Genomic DNA, 16,482 nt, shown 5'->3' with positions numbered 1-16,482 from the left:
AACAGTAGGAGACTGCATGTTCAGCCGTGTGTTAGCGCCGCTGTTTGACTACTTTGAGGCGCGGATTAACCCCTACCCCGACGGCCGTGTGGAAACGCCGCCCAAGGGGCTGATGGCCTTTTTATGGCATTTTTCGCGCCCGGTGTGGCCGATGCTTCTGTGGATGTCGCTGTTTACCGCGCTGGTGTCGGCCACCGAGGTCGTGTTTTTCAATTACATGGGCGAGCTGGTCGACTGGCTGGCCGGCGTTGAGCGCGTGGGCTTCTGGCAGGCGCACGGCGCCGCGCTGATTGGCGTCGGTATCGCCATGCTGATCGGGTTGCCGCTGTTGGTGCTGCTGCAGTCGCTGGTGACCAACCAGAGCATTTTCGGCAACTATCCGATGATTGGCCGCTGGCTCTCGCATCGTCACATGCTGGGCCAGAGTCTGGCCTTTTATCAGGACGAGTTTGCCGGCCGCGTGTCGCAAAAGGTGATGCAAACGGCGCTGGCGATTCGCGAAACCGTGACCAAGGTCATGGACCTGCTGGTGTACGCCATCGTGTATTTTACCGGCGCGGCGATTTTGTTGATCAAGGCCGATATCTGGCTGGCGCTGCCGCTGTTCGTATGGCTGCTGGGGTATTTGGCGATCATGCGCTTTTTTGTGCCGCGTCTGCGCAACGTATCCATGGCTCAGGCCAACGCCCGCGCGCAGATGACTGGCCGCGTGGTCGACAGCTACAGCAATATTCAGACCATCAAGCTGTTTGCCGATACCCGACACGAACAAAACTATGCGCGTGAAGCGATGGAAGGCTTCATGACCACGGTACACGGCCAGATGCGTCTGGTGACCGTGCTCAGCGTGTGCCTGACGCTGCTCAATACGCTGCTGCTGGTGGGCATGGCGGCGACGGTGCTGGTGGCCTGGTATACGCAGGTGATCTCGCTTGGCGTGCTGGCGATTGCCATCGCGCTGGTGATGCGCGTGCGCTTCATGTCCGACTGGATTCTATGGGAAGTGGCGCGGCTGTTTGAAAACGTGGGCACCGTACAGGACGGCATGAATACCATTGCCAATGCGCCGGCGGTGCGTGACGCGCCCGAGGCCCCAACGCTGGCGGTGCCTCGTGGCGAAATCCGCTTCGATGCGCTGCATTTTGGCTACGCCGAAGCCGGCGGCGCCTACAAACCGGTGTTCGACAGCCTCGATCTGACCATTGCCCCGGGCGAGAAGGTCGGGCTGATCGGCCGCTCGGGGGCGGGCAAGTCAACGCTTGCCAACCTGCTGCTGCGCTTTTACGACCTGCAGGGCGGGGCGATACGCATCGACGGGCAAAATATTGCCGAGGTCACCCAGACCTCGCTGCGCCACCAGATCGGCATGGTGACCCAGGATACTTCGCTTTTGCACCGCTCATTGCGCGATAACATCCGCTACGGCAGCCCCGACGCCGGCGATGATGCCGTCTGGGACGCGGTGCGACAGGCCCACGCCGATGGCTTTATCAATGATCTGGTCGACCCCGAAGGGCGCCGCGGGCTGGACGCCCACGTTGGTGAGCGCGGGGTGAAGCTTTCCGGCGGGCAGCGCCAGCGCATTGCGATTGCCCGGGTGCTGCTGAAAAACGCGCCGATTCTGGTGCTCGACGAAGCGACCTCGGCGTTGGATTCCGAGGTCGAAGCGGCGATTCAGGAGCAGCTTGAGCACCTGATGCAGGGCAAGACGGTGATCGCGATTGCCCACCGCCTGTCGACCATCGCGATGCTCGACCGCCTGCTGGTGGTGGACGGCGGTCAGATTGTCGAGGCCGGCACCCACCGCGAGCTGCTGGCCAAAAACGGCATCTACGCGCGGCTGTGGAAACACCAGTCGGGCGGATTTATCGGCCTCGACGCGCCCGACCAGGCGTCCACCGATAAAGGTTACCTTGATCCGGCATAAAGCATGCTATGTTGCCTGTATAGCCGGTTAACGAAGGATAGCTGCATGGCAGGACGCACGGCGATCAACGCTTCACCGCAGGAAGATGATGGCACCGGCCATGCGCTTGAAGCACTCGCGGAATTTTCCCCGCCGGGACTCACCCGGGCGAGCCAGTGGCAACGCTCGTGGCGCGCCGTCGGGCGTTGGGTTGTCGGCCATGAAGGCGAGAAAGCTCGCGCGGCGCGCGAAAAGACGCTGGGCCGGCCGAGTGCTGATCGGCTGGACCGCTGGCTTGTGCCAGGGCGCGGGGCAGCGCTGGCGCACGCGCTGCAGCAATCGTTGGATCTTGCCGCCCACCCCGTCACCTTCCTGATTACCCCGCCTTACGGCGGCCACGCTCAGGCCATCGACACCCTCGCCGAGGCCGAAGGGCTGACGCGGCTGGCCGCGCCCTCGAAAACGGCGCTGCTCAACGGTGACATGACCTGGATGCAGTCGCTGTCGGCGCAGTCGCGCTGGGCGATACCGGCGCTTGAGCGGCATTTTTTACGCCGCGTGGATGGCCTGCAGAGTGTGCGTGATTTTCTCGAACGTGCCCAGAGCGGCGCGCTGGGCAGCGGAGTGATCGGCTGTGACAGCTGGAGCTACGCCTACCTGCAACAGGCGGTAGGGCTTGAAGGCGTGCCGGCGTTAACGCCTCAGGCACTGGACGGCGAAGCCCTGGGCGATCTGCTGGCGGCCCGCCTGAGCCCGCACTGCCCGACGCTGCTGAGTAGCCGCACCCAAAAACCGCTGCTGCCCGATACCAGCGGCGCCGGGGGCGACGGCCGAGCGCTGCAGCGTCTGGCCGCCAACTGCCGTGGGCACTGGGGGCTTGCCTGGCAAAGTTTTCAGGCCAGCCTGCGCGAGCCTGGTACAGAGGACAGTCAGGCCGATGCGCCGCTGTGGTATGTGCCCATGCAGGGTGATGCGGCGCTACCCGCCGATGCCGAGGATACGTTACTGCTGGTACTGCACGCGCTGCTGATTCACGGCGGCCTTGATGATGAATCGCTGTGTCAGGTGCTGCCGTTTTCCCGCCACGAGACGATTCAGACCCGGCTCGGGCTTACGCGCCGGGGCGTGCTGTGCGAACGGGAGCGGCGCTGGCAGGTCGCACCGCTGTGCTATACCGGCGTCCGCCAGCTGTTAACCGCGCGGCATTATCTGGTTGATGCCCTGTAATCCATGATGCCGCTGGCACCACGCGCTGAAAGAGGCTGCAATGGACGAAACTGCTGTAGATGACAAAGGGCAATACGCCAAGCTGTTTAACGACCTCGACAGCGAGGCGCTGATAACCCTGGGGCTGGTGCTTGGCGCCACCATACTGTTGATCATACTCTCCCAGCGCGGGCTTAACTGGCTAGCCAACCGGCTACACGGGCAGGCGCGTTTTCGCACCTTTGCGCTGGTGCCGGTAACGCGGCTGATCATTCTGCTGACGGCAGTGGTGATCAGCGTGCCGATTATCATCGAGCCGTCCTTCAGCAATATGGTGGCGCTGCTCGGGGTCGCGGGGCTGGCCATTGGCTTTGCGCTCAAGGATTACGTCAGCAGCCTGATTGCCGGCGTGGTCTCGGCGGTCGAGATGCCGTACCGCCCGGGCGACTGGGTGGAAATTGATGGCGTTTACGGCGAGGTCAAGCACGTCGGCCTGCGCACCGTTGACGTCGTCACGCCGGACGATGATCTGGTGGCCATCCCGCACCTGAAACTGTGGGACTCCCCGATATACAACGCCAACAACGGCGAGCTCAGCCTGCAATGCGTTGCGAGTTTCTATCTGCATCCGGAACACGCAGCCGGATGGGTGCGCACGGCGCTGCGCGACGTAGCGCTGACCAGCGCCTATCTCAGGTTCGACAAACCGGTCGTGGTGGTGGCCGAAGAGCAGCCATGGGGAACGCACTACCGCATTCGCGCCTACCCCATCGACCCGCGCCAGCAGTTCGACTTCGTGACCGACCTGACCGTGCGCAGCAAGGCCGTGCTTAGCGCTGCGGGCATCCGACCGGCGCTGTTGCCGCCGGATGCCGCAATGCCCGCTCGCGATAGTCGTTTTGGGGCTGGCCGTTAGGCCTCTTCGGGAAACTCGGCGCTGTGGTAGATGTTCTGCACGTCGTCGAAGTCGTTAAGCATCGCCATCAGCTTCTCCAGACCGGCCACGTCGTCGCCTTCGATGGGCGTGGTGGTCTGGGGCAAAAACTGGATGTCGTCGGCGTCAAAATCCAGTGCGCCGAAGGCATCTATCAGCGCCTGACGCGCCTTGGCGTACTCGGTGTGCGGGGCAAACACGGTAATCTGGCCGTCTTCGCACTCGATGTCGGTAACGTCAACGTCGGCTTCCATCAGCGCTTCCAGCACGCTTTCCTCGTCTTCGCCGGCAAAGGCGAAAATCGCGCAGTGATCGAACATGTGGCTGACGGTGCCCGGCGTGCCGATCTTGCTTTTGGTCTTGGTAAAGCAGCCGCGCACGTCGCCGAAAGTGCGGTTGGGGTTGTCGGTCAGACACTCGATGATCAGCATCACGTTGCCCGGCCCGAAACCCTCGTAGCGCGCGGGGGAGAAGTCTTCACCACCGGCGCCGGTGGCCTTGTCCAGCGCCTTGTCGATCACGTGCGCGGGCACCTGATCTTTCTTGGCGCGATCCAGCAGGCCGCGCAGCGCCAGGTTGTTGTGAGGATCGGGGCCGCCGGACTTGGCGCACACGTAAATCTCGCGCCCGTACTTGCTGTACACCTTGGTTTTGGCGTCGGCCGTCTTGGCCATGGATTCTTTACGGTTCTGAAAAGCCCTACCCATGTTGTCGTCCTGTGTTGGTTCCGTGCCGTGCCGGCAGTCGTCACGACATTAAAGAGGCACGATTTTACGCCACAACCGCCTACGCGGCTATGGGCTTTCCCGAGCCGTGTGGGGGCAGGCTTGTTGGGAACCGGGCGATGGGCTAAGGTCTGGCCTGCATGACACGGGGTGTCCCGCCGAACGGCGGGGCTGAGACAACACCCGACGAACCTGATCCAGTTCATACCGGCGAAGGGATGTCAGCGCAGTGCCTGAAAAGGGCGCTCGGCGTGCGTCCCTCGCCCCGCATTTGTGACTCACATCTGCCATCACAAGGGCCACGCCATGAGTACTGCTTCACACCTTTCTTCTTCTCCCGTCGCGCTGCCGCTCGACCAGCAGGTTGTGCTGGTGACCGGTGCCGGCCGCGGGCTCGGCGCAAGCATTGCCCGGGCGTTTCTCAACGCCGGCGCGCGGGTGGTGGTCAACTATCGCAATAGCGTTGACGCTGCCAACGCGCTAGCCGCCGAGGTGCCCGAGCGGGCGCTGGCGGTGCAGGCCGACGTCTGCGACGCGGAGGCGGTCAAGGCCATGCTGGCCACCGCGCGCGAGCATTTTGGCGCGCCGGTGACCACAGTGATCAACAACGCGCTGCCCGATTTCTCGTTCAACGGCGACGCCCGCCCCAACGCCGACGCGCTGACCTGGGAGCACCTCGAGCAGCAGCTGAAAGGTGTGAATCAGGGCGCGCTGAACGCGATTCAAGCCGCGCTTGCCGGCATGCGCGAGCAGGGCTTTGGCCGGGTGATCAACGTGGGCACCAATCTGTTTCAAAACCCCATCGTGCCCTACCACGATTACACCGCCGGCAAAGCCGCGCTGCTCTCGCTGACGCGCACCTTTGCCCATGATCTAGGGCCGGACAACATCACCGTCAACATGATCTCCGGCGGGCTATTGCGCACCACCGACGCTTCGGCTGCAACGCCCGACGCAGTGTTTGACCTGATCGCTGCCAATACGCCGCTGCGCCGCGTGGTCACCCCCGAAGAGTTTGCCGACGCCGCGCTGATGTTTGCCTCGCCCTGGAGTCGTGCGGTCACCGGCCAGAATCTGGTGGTCGACGGCGGGCTGGTGAAAGACTGATGGCTACGCCCTCTATGCACTTGAACCTGTTTATCATGGGCTGCGGCCACCACCGCGCCGCCTGGCGCCACCCCGATTCCGCCGCCGAGCGGATGGGCGATATCGGCTATTACGAGGCGCTGGCGCGTACCGCCGAGCGCGGCAAGTTTGACGCCGTGTTCTTTGCCGACGGCCACGCCGCGGGCAACGTTGCCGGTGGGCCGCTGTGGTATCTGGAACCGCTCACTGCGCTTGCCGCCATGGCTCGGGCCACCGAACGTATCGGCCTGATTTCAACGGTGTCGAGCACCTTCTATACGCCGTTTCACGCCGCGCGGATGCTGGCCTCGCTGGATCATATTTCCGCCGGGCGCATGGGTTGGAATCTGGTGACCTCGATGTTTGACGCCGAGGCGCGTAACCACAACTACACGGCGATGCCGCCCCACGCTGAGCGCTACGCCCGCGCCGAAGAGTTTGCCAACACGGTGCTGGCGCTGTGGGACAGCTGGGCCGACGACGCGCTGCGCTTTGACCGCAACGGCATGTTTGCCGACCCGGACAGGGTGCGCCCGATCAATCACCACGGGGAGCATTTTCTGGTGGACGGCCCGCTTAACGTTCCGCGCCCGCCTCAGGGAAGGCCGGTGCTGTTTCAGGCCGGCGCCTCCGATCAGGGCCGCGACCTTGCCGCCCGTCACGCCGAAGCGATCTACGCCGTGGCTTATGATCTGGAATCGGCGCAGGACTACTACCGCGATATTCAGGCGCGGGTGGCCGCCGCGGGGCGCCCGCCGGTACCGATTATGCCGGGGTTGGTGACCTATGTCGGCGCCACCGAGGAAGAAGCCAAAGCCCGCCAGCGCGAGCTCGACGAGCTGCTGCCCACGCAGGATTCGCTCAACCAGCTAAGCCAGTTTATCGGTCAGGATTGCAGCGATTGGGAGCTCGACGCGCCGGTGCCCGAGCTTCCGCCGCTGGAAGACTTTACCGGCCCCAAAGGGCGCTACGCGACCATTCTGCGCATCATCGAGTGCGAACGGCCCACGCTGCGCCAGCTGCTGGGACGGCTGGCCGCGGGCGGTGGGCACTGCACCATGGTCGGCACGCCGGAGAGCATTGCCGATGAAATGCAGCGCTGGGTGGAGCAGGGCGGCGCCGACGGCTTCAACCTGATGCCGCCGTCGCTGCCTTCGAGCATCGAGGACTTTGCCGAGCAGGTGGTGCCGGTGCTGCAAAAACGCGGCCTGTTCCGGCACGACTACGCAGAGCGAACCCTGCGCGGGCATTTAGGGTTGGAACGGCCGGGCGCGTGAGTAATATCGATATGTTGTTGTAGGAGGGCAGCTTTACCCATACCCCGGGCACAAGTGCTGCGCGACCGCATCCCCACCGAACCCCGGCAGGCCTTTGGCCTGCGTCGCCCGGTGAACCGGCCTCCTACGAAAATCTCTTAATATCAATGCATTGTAGGAGGGCGGCTACGCCGCGCGACCTGCTGTGTCATGTCAAAACATCACGACTGCCGCCCAAAGCGACGCACCAGCGTGGCCAGGCTTGCGAAATCGTAATGCTCGCGGGCGGGCATTATCCGCATCAGCACGGTGGAGACGGCGACCGGGACGAGGGCGGCGAGCAAAAAGCTTTCCAGCAGGGTATCGGTGCCGGCGCTGGGTGCGGGGAACATGATAAGCCCCGCGACCAGCCCGCAGGCGGTGCTGATCACCGCGTTGCGCCCGTCGTAGCGGCGGTTAAACAGCCCGAAGAACACCGGAAACGCTGCCGCTGAGCACAGCAGGTCAGCGAGCAGGAACAGGTACAGCACGCTGAATCCCTGCGAGGCAACCCAGGTGATCGGCACCGCAGCGACAACGATCAGCCAGCGGGCCAGGCGCATCAGCGTGGCTTCGTTGGCGTTGGGCAGCAGGCGGTGCATATCGACTGCAATAATGCTCGAGGTGGCGTTGATGGTGGAGTCGGCGCTGCTCATCACCAATGCCAGCCCCAGCGGAATCAGCGCCAGCGCAAACCACAGCGGCACCTTGGCCAGCAACACGCTGAACAGCGCCACCGAGCCGTCGCCGTCAAGCCCCAGCCCGACAAACGCCAGCCCGAACAGCCCCATCAGGATGACCACCGGCAGGTTGAACAGACTGCTGATCCAGAAGCTTTTACGCAGCACGCTGACGTTTTTGGCCGCGTAAATACGCTGCCATGTGCCCTGATAAAACAGCCCCGTCAGCACCACGGCGATAAAGAACGTCAGTCCCCCGCGTATGCCGCCGGCATCGGTAATATCCAGCAGCGCCGGCGCGTTCCGGGCAAGCCCTTCAAGCGTGGGGCCTGCGCCGCCGGCGGCCTGCCAGCCGAAAAACAGCAGCAATGCCAGCAGCGGCAGAATCACGATCATCTGCACCTTATCGGTGAAGATCGAGGCGCGCAGGCCACCGTAGAAGGTATAAATCACGGTGGCGAGCATGACCACGCTTGCTGTCAGCCACAGTGGAATGGGCGACAGCAGCGTGACCATAAAGGCTACCGCAGTAAGCCCCGCGGCCAGTGAAATAAACAGATAAAACAGCATGATCGACAGCGTAAAGGCGTACATGGGACGCCCGTAGCGGTGGAACACGAATTCGGTCAGCCCGTGGCCTTCGGGGATCAGCTCGCGCATGCGCCGCCCCAGCGGAATCATGATCAAGGGCGGCACGCAGGAGCCCAGCGCATAGCCCAGAATGGCGCCAACGCCGCCCCAGGTCGCGGCCTGCGCGGGGCCAAAGAGTATCCAGGTGCCAAGCGTGGTAGCCAGCAGGGTCAGCACGGTGGCGCGGGTGTTCTGGCTGTTGCGCGCGGAAATGTAGTCGTCCAGATCGTCGCGGTGGCGGCGGGCATAAAGCAGGCCGGGTACGGCAAACACGACGGCGTAAAGCACCAGCCAAAGTGCCGTCCAGGTGGGGTCAAGCTGCATGGTGATACGTCCTCTTTCCTTGTGACAGCCGGGGATCGTCGATGATCGTTCGGGCGAACGTCGCAGCGAGGCGCGACAAGGAAGAGGAGAGTCTGGCGTGTACGTTCCTTCCCTTCGCCGGAATGACCCGGATCAGGTTCGAAGGGTTACCGTCGCGAAAGCGGCGGATTCTCAGCCCGTTAAGGCACCCCCAGGAGAACACCAAGCCTAGGCAGGCGGGGCGGGCATGTCAAACTAACGTCGACTATCGAACGGATAGCGCATTTTTTAGCCTGAAACGGCTACGCTAGGACTCTGTGTTTGTACTGCCAAGTCGTTATAAAGCCAATCAGGAGGCGCTACCGTGTCCGACGATAAACGCAAGCCCACTACCACCGATGCCGGCATTCCCGTTGCCAGCGATGAGCATTCGCTGACGGTCGGCCCCAACGGCCCCATCGCGCTGCACGACCACTACCTGATCGAGCAGATGGCGACCTTCAACCGCGAGCGTATCCCCGAGCGCCAGCCCCATGCCAAGGGCAGCGGCGCGTTTGGCCACTTTGAAGTGAATGAGGATGTCAGCCGCTACACCAAAGCGGCGGTGTTTCAGCCGGGAACGAAAACCGACGTGGTGATGCGCTTTTCCACCGTGGCCGGCGAGCGCGGTAGCCCCGACACCTGGCGCGATCCGCGCGGCTTTTCGATCAAGTTCTACACCAGCGAGGGCAATTACGACATGGTGGGGAACAACACGCCGGTGTTCTTCATCCGCGATCCGATGAAGTTCCAGCACTTCATCCGCTCGCAAAAGCGTCGCGCCGACAACAACCTGCGCGATAACGACATGCAGTGGGATTTCTGGTCGCTGTCGCCGGAATCCGCCCACCAGGTCACCTGGCTGATGGGCGATCGTGGGATTCCCAAGACCTGGCGCCACATGAACGGCTATTCCAGCCATACCTATATGTGGGTGAATGCCGACGGCGAGAAGTTCTGGGTCAAATACCACTTCAAGACCGATCAGGGCGTCGAGTGCCTGACTCAGGAAGAGGCCGACCGGCTGGCCGGGGAAGACGGCGACCACCACATGCGCGATCTGTACACTTCGATTGCGCGCGGCGACTGCCCCAGCTGGACGCTGCACATGCAGGTCATGCCGTTTGCCGATGCCGAGACGTACCGGTTCAACCCGTTCGATCTGACCAAGGTGTGGCCCCATGACGACTATCCGCTGATCAAGGTCGGCAAGCTAACCCTTGATACCAACCCTACGGATAACCACGCCCAGATTGAACAGGCAGCGTTCGAGCCCAACAATCTGGTGCCCGGCATCGGCATCAGCCCGGACAAGATGCTGCTGGGGCGGGTGTTTGCCTACGCCGATGCGCACCGCCACCGGCTGGGGGTGAACTACAAACAGATTCCGGTCAACGCGCCCAAGTCGCCGGTTAACAGCTACAGCAAAGACGGCGCGATGCGGATGCACAATGTGTCCGATCCGGTGTATGCGCCCAACTCCAAGGGCGGCCCCCAGGCCGATGGCGAGCGCTATCCGACGGATTCCACTTGGGAATCCAGCGGCGATATGGTGCGCGCGGCCTATACGCTGCGCCGCGATGACGACGACTTCGGCCAGGCCAACGCGCTGGTTAACGAGGTGATGGATCAGCCCGCTCGGGACCGACTGGTGAGTAACGTTGTCGGGCATTTGTCGGGCGGCGTCACCGAACCGGTGCTGGAGCGCGCCCTCGATTACTGGCGCAATATTGACGCCGATATCGGCGAGAAAATCGCTCAGGGCGTGCGGGCGAAAAACGCCTAGCGCTGCGCTAATGCCATCGCGCTAGTCGGAAAAGACCCTGGTTTTATATAACTAAGCCAAGCCCGTCAGCCCCGCGCTGGCGGGCTTTTTTGTCAGTAGCGTTCTTTTAACCGTTTTGCCAGCACGATTTGGTTAATACTCAAGCGGCGGCGCATACTGATAGGCAATTAATGCATTCGTTAGCGCAAACAATCAGCACAAGAGGGCCAAGGTGGAAAGCAGCCAAGGAGAAGACCGGCGCTTTTGTCGGGCGCTGGAAGAGCTGTCGCCAGCGTATTTCGGCATGGTGATGGCCACCGGTATCGTATCGCTGGCGGCGCACTTTATGGACCGGCCGGTGATTGCCGGCGTTTTGTTTGCGCTCAATCTGGTGGCGTATCCGCTGCTGTGGGTGCTTTATGCGCTGCGTCTCTGGCGCTTCCCGCGGCGAGTGGTGAGTGACCTGACCAGCCATCAGAGCGCATCGGGCTTTTTTACCCTGGTGGCGGCGTCCTGCGTCTTGGGCAGCCAGTGCTTACTGCTGATGGGCTGGTACCGGCTCGCGCTAACGCTGTGGGGCGTTGCACTGGTGCTGTGGCTGGCGCTGACCTACACCATTTTTACCGCCTTCACGATTAAAACGCATAAGCCGGCGTTTGAAAAAAGCATCAGCGGTGGCTGGCTGCTGGCCGTGGTGGCGACCCAGTCGATTGCGCTGTTGGGCGCTCTGGTGGCCGCCCACATGCCGCCGCTTTACCGGCTGGAAGTGAACTTCCTCGCGCTGTCGATGTGGCTGTGGGGCGGCATGCTGTATATCTGGATGATGTCGCTGATTTTTTATCGCTACAGCTTTTTCCATTTTTCGCCGGGCGATCTGGCGCCGCCGTACTGGATCAATATGGGCGCGATGGCGATTTCGACGCTGGCCGGCGCGCAGCTGATCATCAACGCGCCGGACGCGCCGTTTCTGCTCTCGCTGCGTCCGTTTCTCAAGGGCTTTACCGTGTTTTACTGGGCCACCGGCACCTGGTGGATTCCCATGCTGCTGATTCTCGCGGTGTGGCGCTATGTGTATCAGCGCTTTCCGCTGCGCTACGATCCGCTTTACTGGGGCGCGGTGTTTCCACTGGGCATGTACGCGGCCAGCACCCATAACATGCAGCGCGCGCTGGCCATGCCGTTTCTGGATACGCTGGCCACGGTGTTTTTATACGTGGCCCTGACCGCCTGGACGGTAACGTTTTACGGGCTGTGCAAATGGCTTTGGGGCATGCTGGCCTCACGCACTGAACGTGCCAGAACGGATTAAGCACGATGTTTTAAAATGCGATACGTTCAAATACGACGCTTTACGTTATGACGTTTTAAGCTACGCCGTTAACAAGGAGCCAAGATGCCGTTTTCGTTGTGGCTGTCGCTAGCCGCGATTTGTACCGTTGGGGCGATGTCGCCCGGGCCGAGTCTTGCGCTGGTGCTGCGCCATACGCTGGGCGGCGGGCGGCTGCCAGGGGTGACCGCCGGGCTTTTTCATGCGCTGGGCGTGGGGTTTTATGCGCTGTTGACGGTGTTGGGGCTGGGCGCGCTGATGGCGCGGTTTCCGCTGCTGTTCGAGATCGTATCCATCGGCGGGGCAGTGTATTTGGCGTGGCTCGGAGTCAAGGCGCTGCGTGCCGGCAAGGCCGCCGCGCTGACGCCAGAAGCGGCCGTGACCACACGCCGCCAGGCCGCGCGCGAAGGCGTGCTGGTGGCGCTGGCCAATCCCAAGCTGATCCTGTTTTTTGTGGCGCTGCTCAGCCAGTTCGTGAACCCCGAGATGAGCGTTGCCGCACGCGCTATCATTGTAGTTACGGCCATGGTGATTGATGCCAGCTGGTATGTGCTGGTGGCCGTGGCGCTGTCGCAGTCCCGAGTGCTTGAATGGCTGCGGGCGCGCTCGCACTGGATCAATCGTATCACCGGGGTGATGTTGATCGGGCTTGCGCTGCGCGTGGCGTGGGGGCTTGTGGCCTGACGCGCCGAGCGACGCCAAGGCCTATAGTGTAGGGGCATCAATCGTAAGAGCATAAGTCGTAAAGGCCTAGAGAACCGGCAGGTGTGCTATGAATTTTTACCAACAGGAGTGCCATACGCATCAGGGGCAGCCGTTTAACCTGCGTGCTTTGCAGGGGCAGGTGCTGCTGGTGGTGAACGTGGCCAGCCGCTGTGGCTTTACGCCTCAGCTGGAAACGCTGGAAGTGTGTTACCAACGCTACCGCGAGCGCGGTTTTACCGTGCTGGGATTTCCGTGCAATCAGTTTGGCCGGCAGGCGCCGGAAAATGCCGAGTCGTTTTGCACCTTTGGTGAGCGTGACCACGGCGTGACGTTTCCGCTGATGGAGAAGGTCAAGGTCAACGGCGCCGCGACGCATCCGCTGTTTGCCGGCCTTAAGCGCGATGCGCCCGGCGTGCTTGGCACCCAAATGATCAAGTGGAACTTCACCAAGTTTCTGGTGGGCCGCGATGGCCGAGTAATCCGGCGATTCTCCCCCCGCGAGCAGGGCACCGCGCTGCGTCTGGCGATCGAACAGGCGCTGGACGAGCACTGAGCAAGCACTGTAAAGAGCGTTGTAAAGAAAGCAGGTTTAGTCCTGCTGCCCGCGGGCGACCATGAGCCGGGTCATCAGCTCCTGCCAGCGGTGGCGTACCATCATGGTGGTCAGGCCTGAAAACAGCGCCCAGCTTTTGCGCCGCCAGCCTTTCAGGCGCAGGTTATGGCCCACCAACTGCCCCATCAGCCGGCGGTCGTCAAACTGGCGCCACTCGCTGGCAATGGACAGCTGGTGGCGCGACATTACCGGCGCCAGTTCCAGCCGGAACATCCACTCAAGCTCATGCAGCGTCAGCGCGTAGCGCTCGATGGTCTCGACCATGGCGGCGTAGTCGCGCTCGCCGGGTTCGCGATCAAGCCATAGCGGCGTCAGGGCAAGCCACAGCTCGCCACGTTCATCGACCAATTGCTGTGCGTTCATACGCGCCTCAAAGCATGCCCTTTGCATCAAGGGCCAAAATAACGGACAAAATACATTGTGTCTCAGTCATCCATTATCGTGCCGCGCACGCCTGTGGAGCAAGGGCGTTGCGCCCTGAGTTCACCGGCAGCGGACAAAAGCGGACAGCGTGCGGCAAGGCCGCTAGAATGGCGTCACCGGCTATTGGCCAACTTTCATCTGCTTTATTAATGACTTGAACAGCGAGGTTTTACGTGATTATTAAACCCAAGGTACGCGGTTTTATCTGCACGACGTCTCATCCGCAAGGCTGCGAACAAAACGTGCGCGAACAAATTGAAGCCACCCGCGCCCGCGGTCTGGATAAAAGCCGGGGGCCCAAAAAAGTGCTGGTGATCGGCGCGTCCAGCGGTTACGGCCTGGCGGCGCGGATTACCGCCGCCTTTGGCTACGGCGCCGATACGCTGGGCGTGTTTTTTGAAAAGCCGGGCACTGAAAATCGCACGGGCACGGCCGGCTGGTACAACTCGGCGGCGTTTGACAAGCTCGCCAAGCAGGAAGGGCTTTACAGCAACGCCATCAACGGCGACGCCTTCTCCCACGCCGCGCGCGAACAGGCCATCGAGCTGATCAAGCGCGATATGGGCGAAATCGACTTGGTGGTGTACTCGCTGGCCTCGCCGGTGCGCAAGCTGCCCGACAGCGGCGAGCTCAAGCGCTCGGCGCTCAAGCCGATTGGCGAGACCTACCGCGCCACCGCCATCGATACCAACAAGGACGCCATCATCGAAGCCGAAGTCGAGCCGGCTACCCAGCAGGAAATCGACGACACCATCGAGGTGATGGGCGGCGAAGACTGGGAACTGTGGATGGACGCGCTGGATAGCGCCGGCGTGTTGGCCAAAGGCGCGAAAAGCGTGGCCTTCAGCTATATCGGCACCGAAATCACCTGGCCGATTTACTGGCACGGGGCGCTGGGCAAAGCCAAGGAAGACCTTGACCGCGCTGCTGCCGAGATCGACAAGCGGCTGGCGCAAAGCGGCGGCGGCGCCAACGTGGCGGTGCTCAAGTCAGTGGTCACCCAGGCAAGCGCGGCGATTCCGGTGATGCCGCTGTACATCGCCATGGTGTATCGCACCATGAAAGAGCAAGGGCTGCACGAAGGCACCATCGATCAGCTCAACCGCCTGTTTGGCGAGCGTCTTTACGCCGCCGATGAAAAAGCCGGTAAAGCCACCGATGAGGTCGGCCGCCTGCGTCTGGACGACTGGGAGCTGCGCGATGACGTCCAGCAGGCGTGCAAAGCGCTGTGGCCGCAGGTCACTAGCGAGAACCTGTTTGATATCACCGACTACGCCGGCTACAAGCACGAGTTTTTGAAGCTGTTCGGCTTTGAGCGCGACGACGTGGATTACGAAGCCGACGTCAGCCCGGTGGCAGAGTTTGACGTAGTGAGTCTATAGTCAAGGGGAGTGTGGCTGTGGTATCTGCGGGCCAGCCTGCCGGCTATCAAGGCTTGAAGGATTGTGCGTACCGTCTCGGTATCAGGAGGGCGTATGGACACCAAAGAGAGCAAGACCCCGAAAGAGCTGAAAGAGCTTGTCGAATGGCAGTGCGAGCCCGAGCACGGTACCGATTCCCACCCCGAAGAGCAGCCGGAAGCACAGCGCTCGGATAACGGGATGTACCGGCTGCTTCCTGTAGCGGTGGTGGTGGCCATTGTACTGCTCCTCGCGTTCTGGTTCTTTGGCGCCCGCTAGGCCGCATTAACTCCCTACCTGACCCCGCGCCGGCCCTGGGTCGGCGCGGGGTGTTTATAGGGGCGCCAGCGGGGCGCCCTGTCTTCACCGGCCAAATTGCGTAAGATGGGACTTTGCCCAGCATAAGCGATGCGCCATGCCTGAACGTCTCCCCGTTTCTCTGCCTGCTGACACCCAGCGTCGGGTGGCGTTTTTGCTGCTGCCGGGGTTTTCGCTGCTGGCGCACGCCTGCGCGCTTGAGCCGCTGCACATGGCTAACCAGCTAAGCGGGCGGATGCTGTATGCCACCCTGACGCTGGGGCTGGACGAGGCGCCGGTGCGCAGCGCCGGCCAGATTGGGCTGAGCGCGCCTCAGGCGCTGACCACGCCGCTGGGCGAGATCGACATGCTGTTGGTGTGCGCGCCCACGCCGCTTTCCTATCCGTTGCCCCCACGGCTGAACGACTGGCTGCGCCAGATGCAAAGCCGCCGCGTAATGCTCGGCGGCATTGCCGGCGGCACCGAAGTGCTGGCGCGCTGCGGGCTGCTGGAAGGCTACCGGGCCACGCTGCCGTGGCCGCGCTTTGAGGCGTTTGCCCAAGCTTACCCGCAGGTGGCGCTGTCGCGTCAGCTTTACGAACTTGACCGCGACCGGCTGACCTGCGGCGCGGGCACCGCCGCGCTCGACATGATGCTGATGCTGATTACTCGCCAACACGGCCCGCGGCTGGCCGAACAGGTCTCCGAGCATTTGTCCTGCGAGCGCATCCGGCTGGCCGACGAGCGTCAACATGTCCCGCTGAAAAACCGCCTCAATCACGCCCCGCAAAGCCTGCTGGACGCCGTCGCGCTGATGGAAGCCAACATCGAAGAGCCGCTTTCCACCCTCGAGCTGGCCGAGCATCTGGGCATTTCGCGCCGCCAGCTGGAACGCTTGTTCAAAAAGCATCTGCAAGCGGTGCCCAGCCGCTATTACCTGGACTTGCGCCTGCAGCAGGCGCGCCGGCTGCTGCGTAAAAGCGACCGCCCGGTGGGCGATATCGCCTTTGCCACCGGCTTTTCCTCCGGCGCGCACTTTTCTACCGCCTACCGCAACCATTTCGGCATTGCCCCGCGCGAAGAGCGGCTGAGCTAGCGCCGGGCATGGT

The 16,482-nt window shown here is 62.6% G+C and carries 15 protein-coding genes and 2 riboswitches; of the genes, 12 read left to right on the top strand and 3 right to left on the bottom strand.

The window, feature by feature from the left end; all coding sequences use genetic code 11:
- The first annotated feature begins 16 nt into the window (after positions 1–16).
- Genes B5495_RS05420 through B5495_RS05410 form a run of 3 tightly spaced genes read left to right on the top strand, consistent with a single transcriptional unit; the run spans position 17 to position 4,028 of the window.
- A complete protein-coding gene (locus tag B5495_RS05420; RefSeq protein WP_079551955.1) occupies positions 17–1,927 on the top strand; it encodes an ABC transporter ATP-binding protein in 1,911 nt (636 codons plus the stop codon).
- 45 nt (positions 1,928–1,972) lie between these two features.
- A complete protein-coding gene (locus B5495_RS05415) occupies positions 1,973–3,133 on the top strand; it encodes a hypothetical protein (protein ID WP_079551954.1) in 1,161 nt (386 codons plus the stop codon).
- A gap of 40 nt (positions 3,134–3,173) precedes the next feature.
- Positions 3,174–4,028 (top strand): mechanosensitive ion channel family protein, encoded by an 855-nt coding sequence (locus tag B5495_RS05410; RefSeq protein WP_079551952.1) that lies wholly within the window; start codon positions 3,174–3,176, stop codon positions 4,026–4,028.
- Here B5495_RS05410 and B5495_RS05405 read toward each other — a convergent pair.
- Positions 4,025–4,753, bottom strand: coding sequence for a YebC/PmpR family DNA-binding transcriptional regulator (locus B5495_RS05405; protein WP_079551950.1), 729 nt, complete (start codon positions 4,751–4,753; stop codon positions 4,025–4,027). The genes B5495_RS05410 and B5495_RS05405 overlap by 4 nt on opposite strands.
- Before the next feature lie 154 nt (positions 4,754–4,907).
- Positions 4,908–5,007, top strand: a riboswitch (TPP riboswitch).
- Between the two features lie 70 nt (positions 5,008–5,077).
- On the opposite strand from B5495_RS05405, the gene B5495_RS05400 reads away from it, so the two are divergent.
- Both B5495_RS05400 and B5495_RS05395 read left to right on the top strand, forming a co-directional pair.
- Positions 5,078–5,878 (top strand): 3-oxoacyl-ACP reductase, encoded by an 801-nt coding sequence (locus B5495_RS05400; RefSeq protein WP_079551948.1) that lies wholly within the window; start codon positions 5,078–5,080, stop codon positions 5,876–5,878.
- Positions 5,878–7,173, top strand: a complete 1,296-nt coding sequence (locus B5495_RS05395; protein ID WP_231897232.1) for an LLM class flavin-dependent oxidoreductase — start codon at positions 5,878–5,880, stop codon at positions 7,171–7,173. The genes B5495_RS05400 and B5495_RS05395 overlap by 1 nt, the downstream gene beginning before the upstream one ends.
- 200 nt (positions 7,174–7,373) lie before the next feature.
- Here the strand turns inward: B5495_RS05395 and B5495_RS05390 are convergent, their stop codons facing one another.
- A complete protein-coding gene (locus tag B5495_RS05390) occupies positions 7,374–8,825 on the bottom strand; it encodes a sodium:solute symporter family transporter (RefSeq protein WP_079551941.1) in 1,452 nt (483 codons plus the stop codon).
- Between the two features lie 92 nt (positions 8,826–8,917).
- Positions 8,918–9,027: riboswitch (TPP riboswitch) on the bottom strand.
- Positions 9,028–9,168: 141 nt separating this feature from the next.
- Here B5495_RS05390 and B5495_RS05385 point away from each other — a divergent pair.
- The 4 genes from B5495_RS05385 to B5495_RS05370 all read left to right on the top strand — a co-directional run bounded on the left by B5495_RS05385 (position 9,169) and on the right by B5495_RS05370 (position 13,193).
- Positions 9,169–10,629 carry a catalase gene (locus B5495_RS05385; RefSeq protein WP_079551939.1) on the top strand — a complete coding sequence of 487 codons (1,461 nt, stop codon included), beginning with the start codon at positions 9,169–9,171 and terminating at the stop codon, positions 10,627–10,629.
- 211 nt (positions 10,630–10,840) lie between these two features.
- Positions 10,841–11,917, top strand: coding sequence for a tellurite resistance/C4-dicarboxylate transporter family protein (locus tag B5495_RS05380; protein WP_197685642.1), 1,077 nt, complete (start codon positions 10,841–10,843; stop codon positions 11,915–11,917).
- An 84-nt stretch (positions 11,918–12,001) separates the two neighbouring features.
- The gene (locus B5495_RS05375) at positions 12,002–12,619 is read left to right on the top strand and encodes a LysE family translocator (protein WP_079551937.1); all 618 of its coding nucleotides are present in this window, start codon (positions 12,002–12,004) and stop codon (positions 12,617–12,619) included.
- 88 nt (positions 12,620–12,707) lie between these two features.
- Positions 12,708–13,193: a glutathione peroxidase gene (locus B5495_RS05370; RefSeq protein WP_079551935.1), complete on the top strand. Its 486-nt coding sequence runs from the start codon at positions 12,708–12,710 to the stop codon at positions 13,191–13,193.
- A 36-nt stretch (positions 13,194–13,229) separates the two neighbouring features.
- On the opposite strand, the gene B5495_RS05365 is transcribed toward B5495_RS05370, so the two are convergent.
- Positions 13,230–13,616: a DUF7079 family protein gene (locus B5495_RS05365; RefSeq protein ID WP_079551933.1), complete on the bottom strand. Its 387-nt coding sequence runs from the start codon at positions 13,614–13,616 to the stop codon at positions 13,230–13,232.
- Positions 13,617–13,849: 233 nt separating this feature from the next.
- Here B5495_RS05365 and fabV point away from each other — a divergent pair, with 233 nt between their 5' ends.
- From fabV to B5495_RS05350, 3 genes are all read left to right on the top strand, one after another.
- On the top strand, positions 13,850–15,058 hold the full coding sequence (gene fabV / locus B5495_RS05360; RefSeq protein WP_079551932.1) for an enoyl-ACP reductase FabV: 1,209 nt from the start codon (positions 13,850–13,852) through the stop codon (positions 15,056–15,058).
- A gap of 93 nt (positions 15,059–15,151) precedes the next feature.
- Positions 15,152–15,355, top strand: coding sequence for a hypothetical protein (locus B5495_RS05355; protein ID WP_079551930.1), 204 nt, complete (start codon positions 15,152–15,154; stop codon positions 15,353–15,355).
- 136 nt (positions 15,356–15,491) lie between these two features.
- On the top strand, positions 15,492–16,469 hold the full coding sequence (locus B5495_RS05350) for a GlxA family transcriptional regulator (protein WP_172824528.1): 978 nt from the start codon (positions 15,492–15,494) through the stop codon (positions 16,467–16,469).
- Positions 16,470–16,482: the final 13 nt, after the last annotated feature.

Origin of the sequence: Vreelandella subglaciescola, from assembly GCF_900142895.1 — a bacterium.
GTDB lineage: Bacteria > Pseudomonadota > Gammaproteobacteria > Pseudomonadales > Halomonadaceae > Vreelandella > Vreelandella subglaciescola.
The sequence above is the reverse complement of the archived record's forward strand: the minus strand, read 5'-3'. Positions and strand labels throughout refer to the sequence as shown.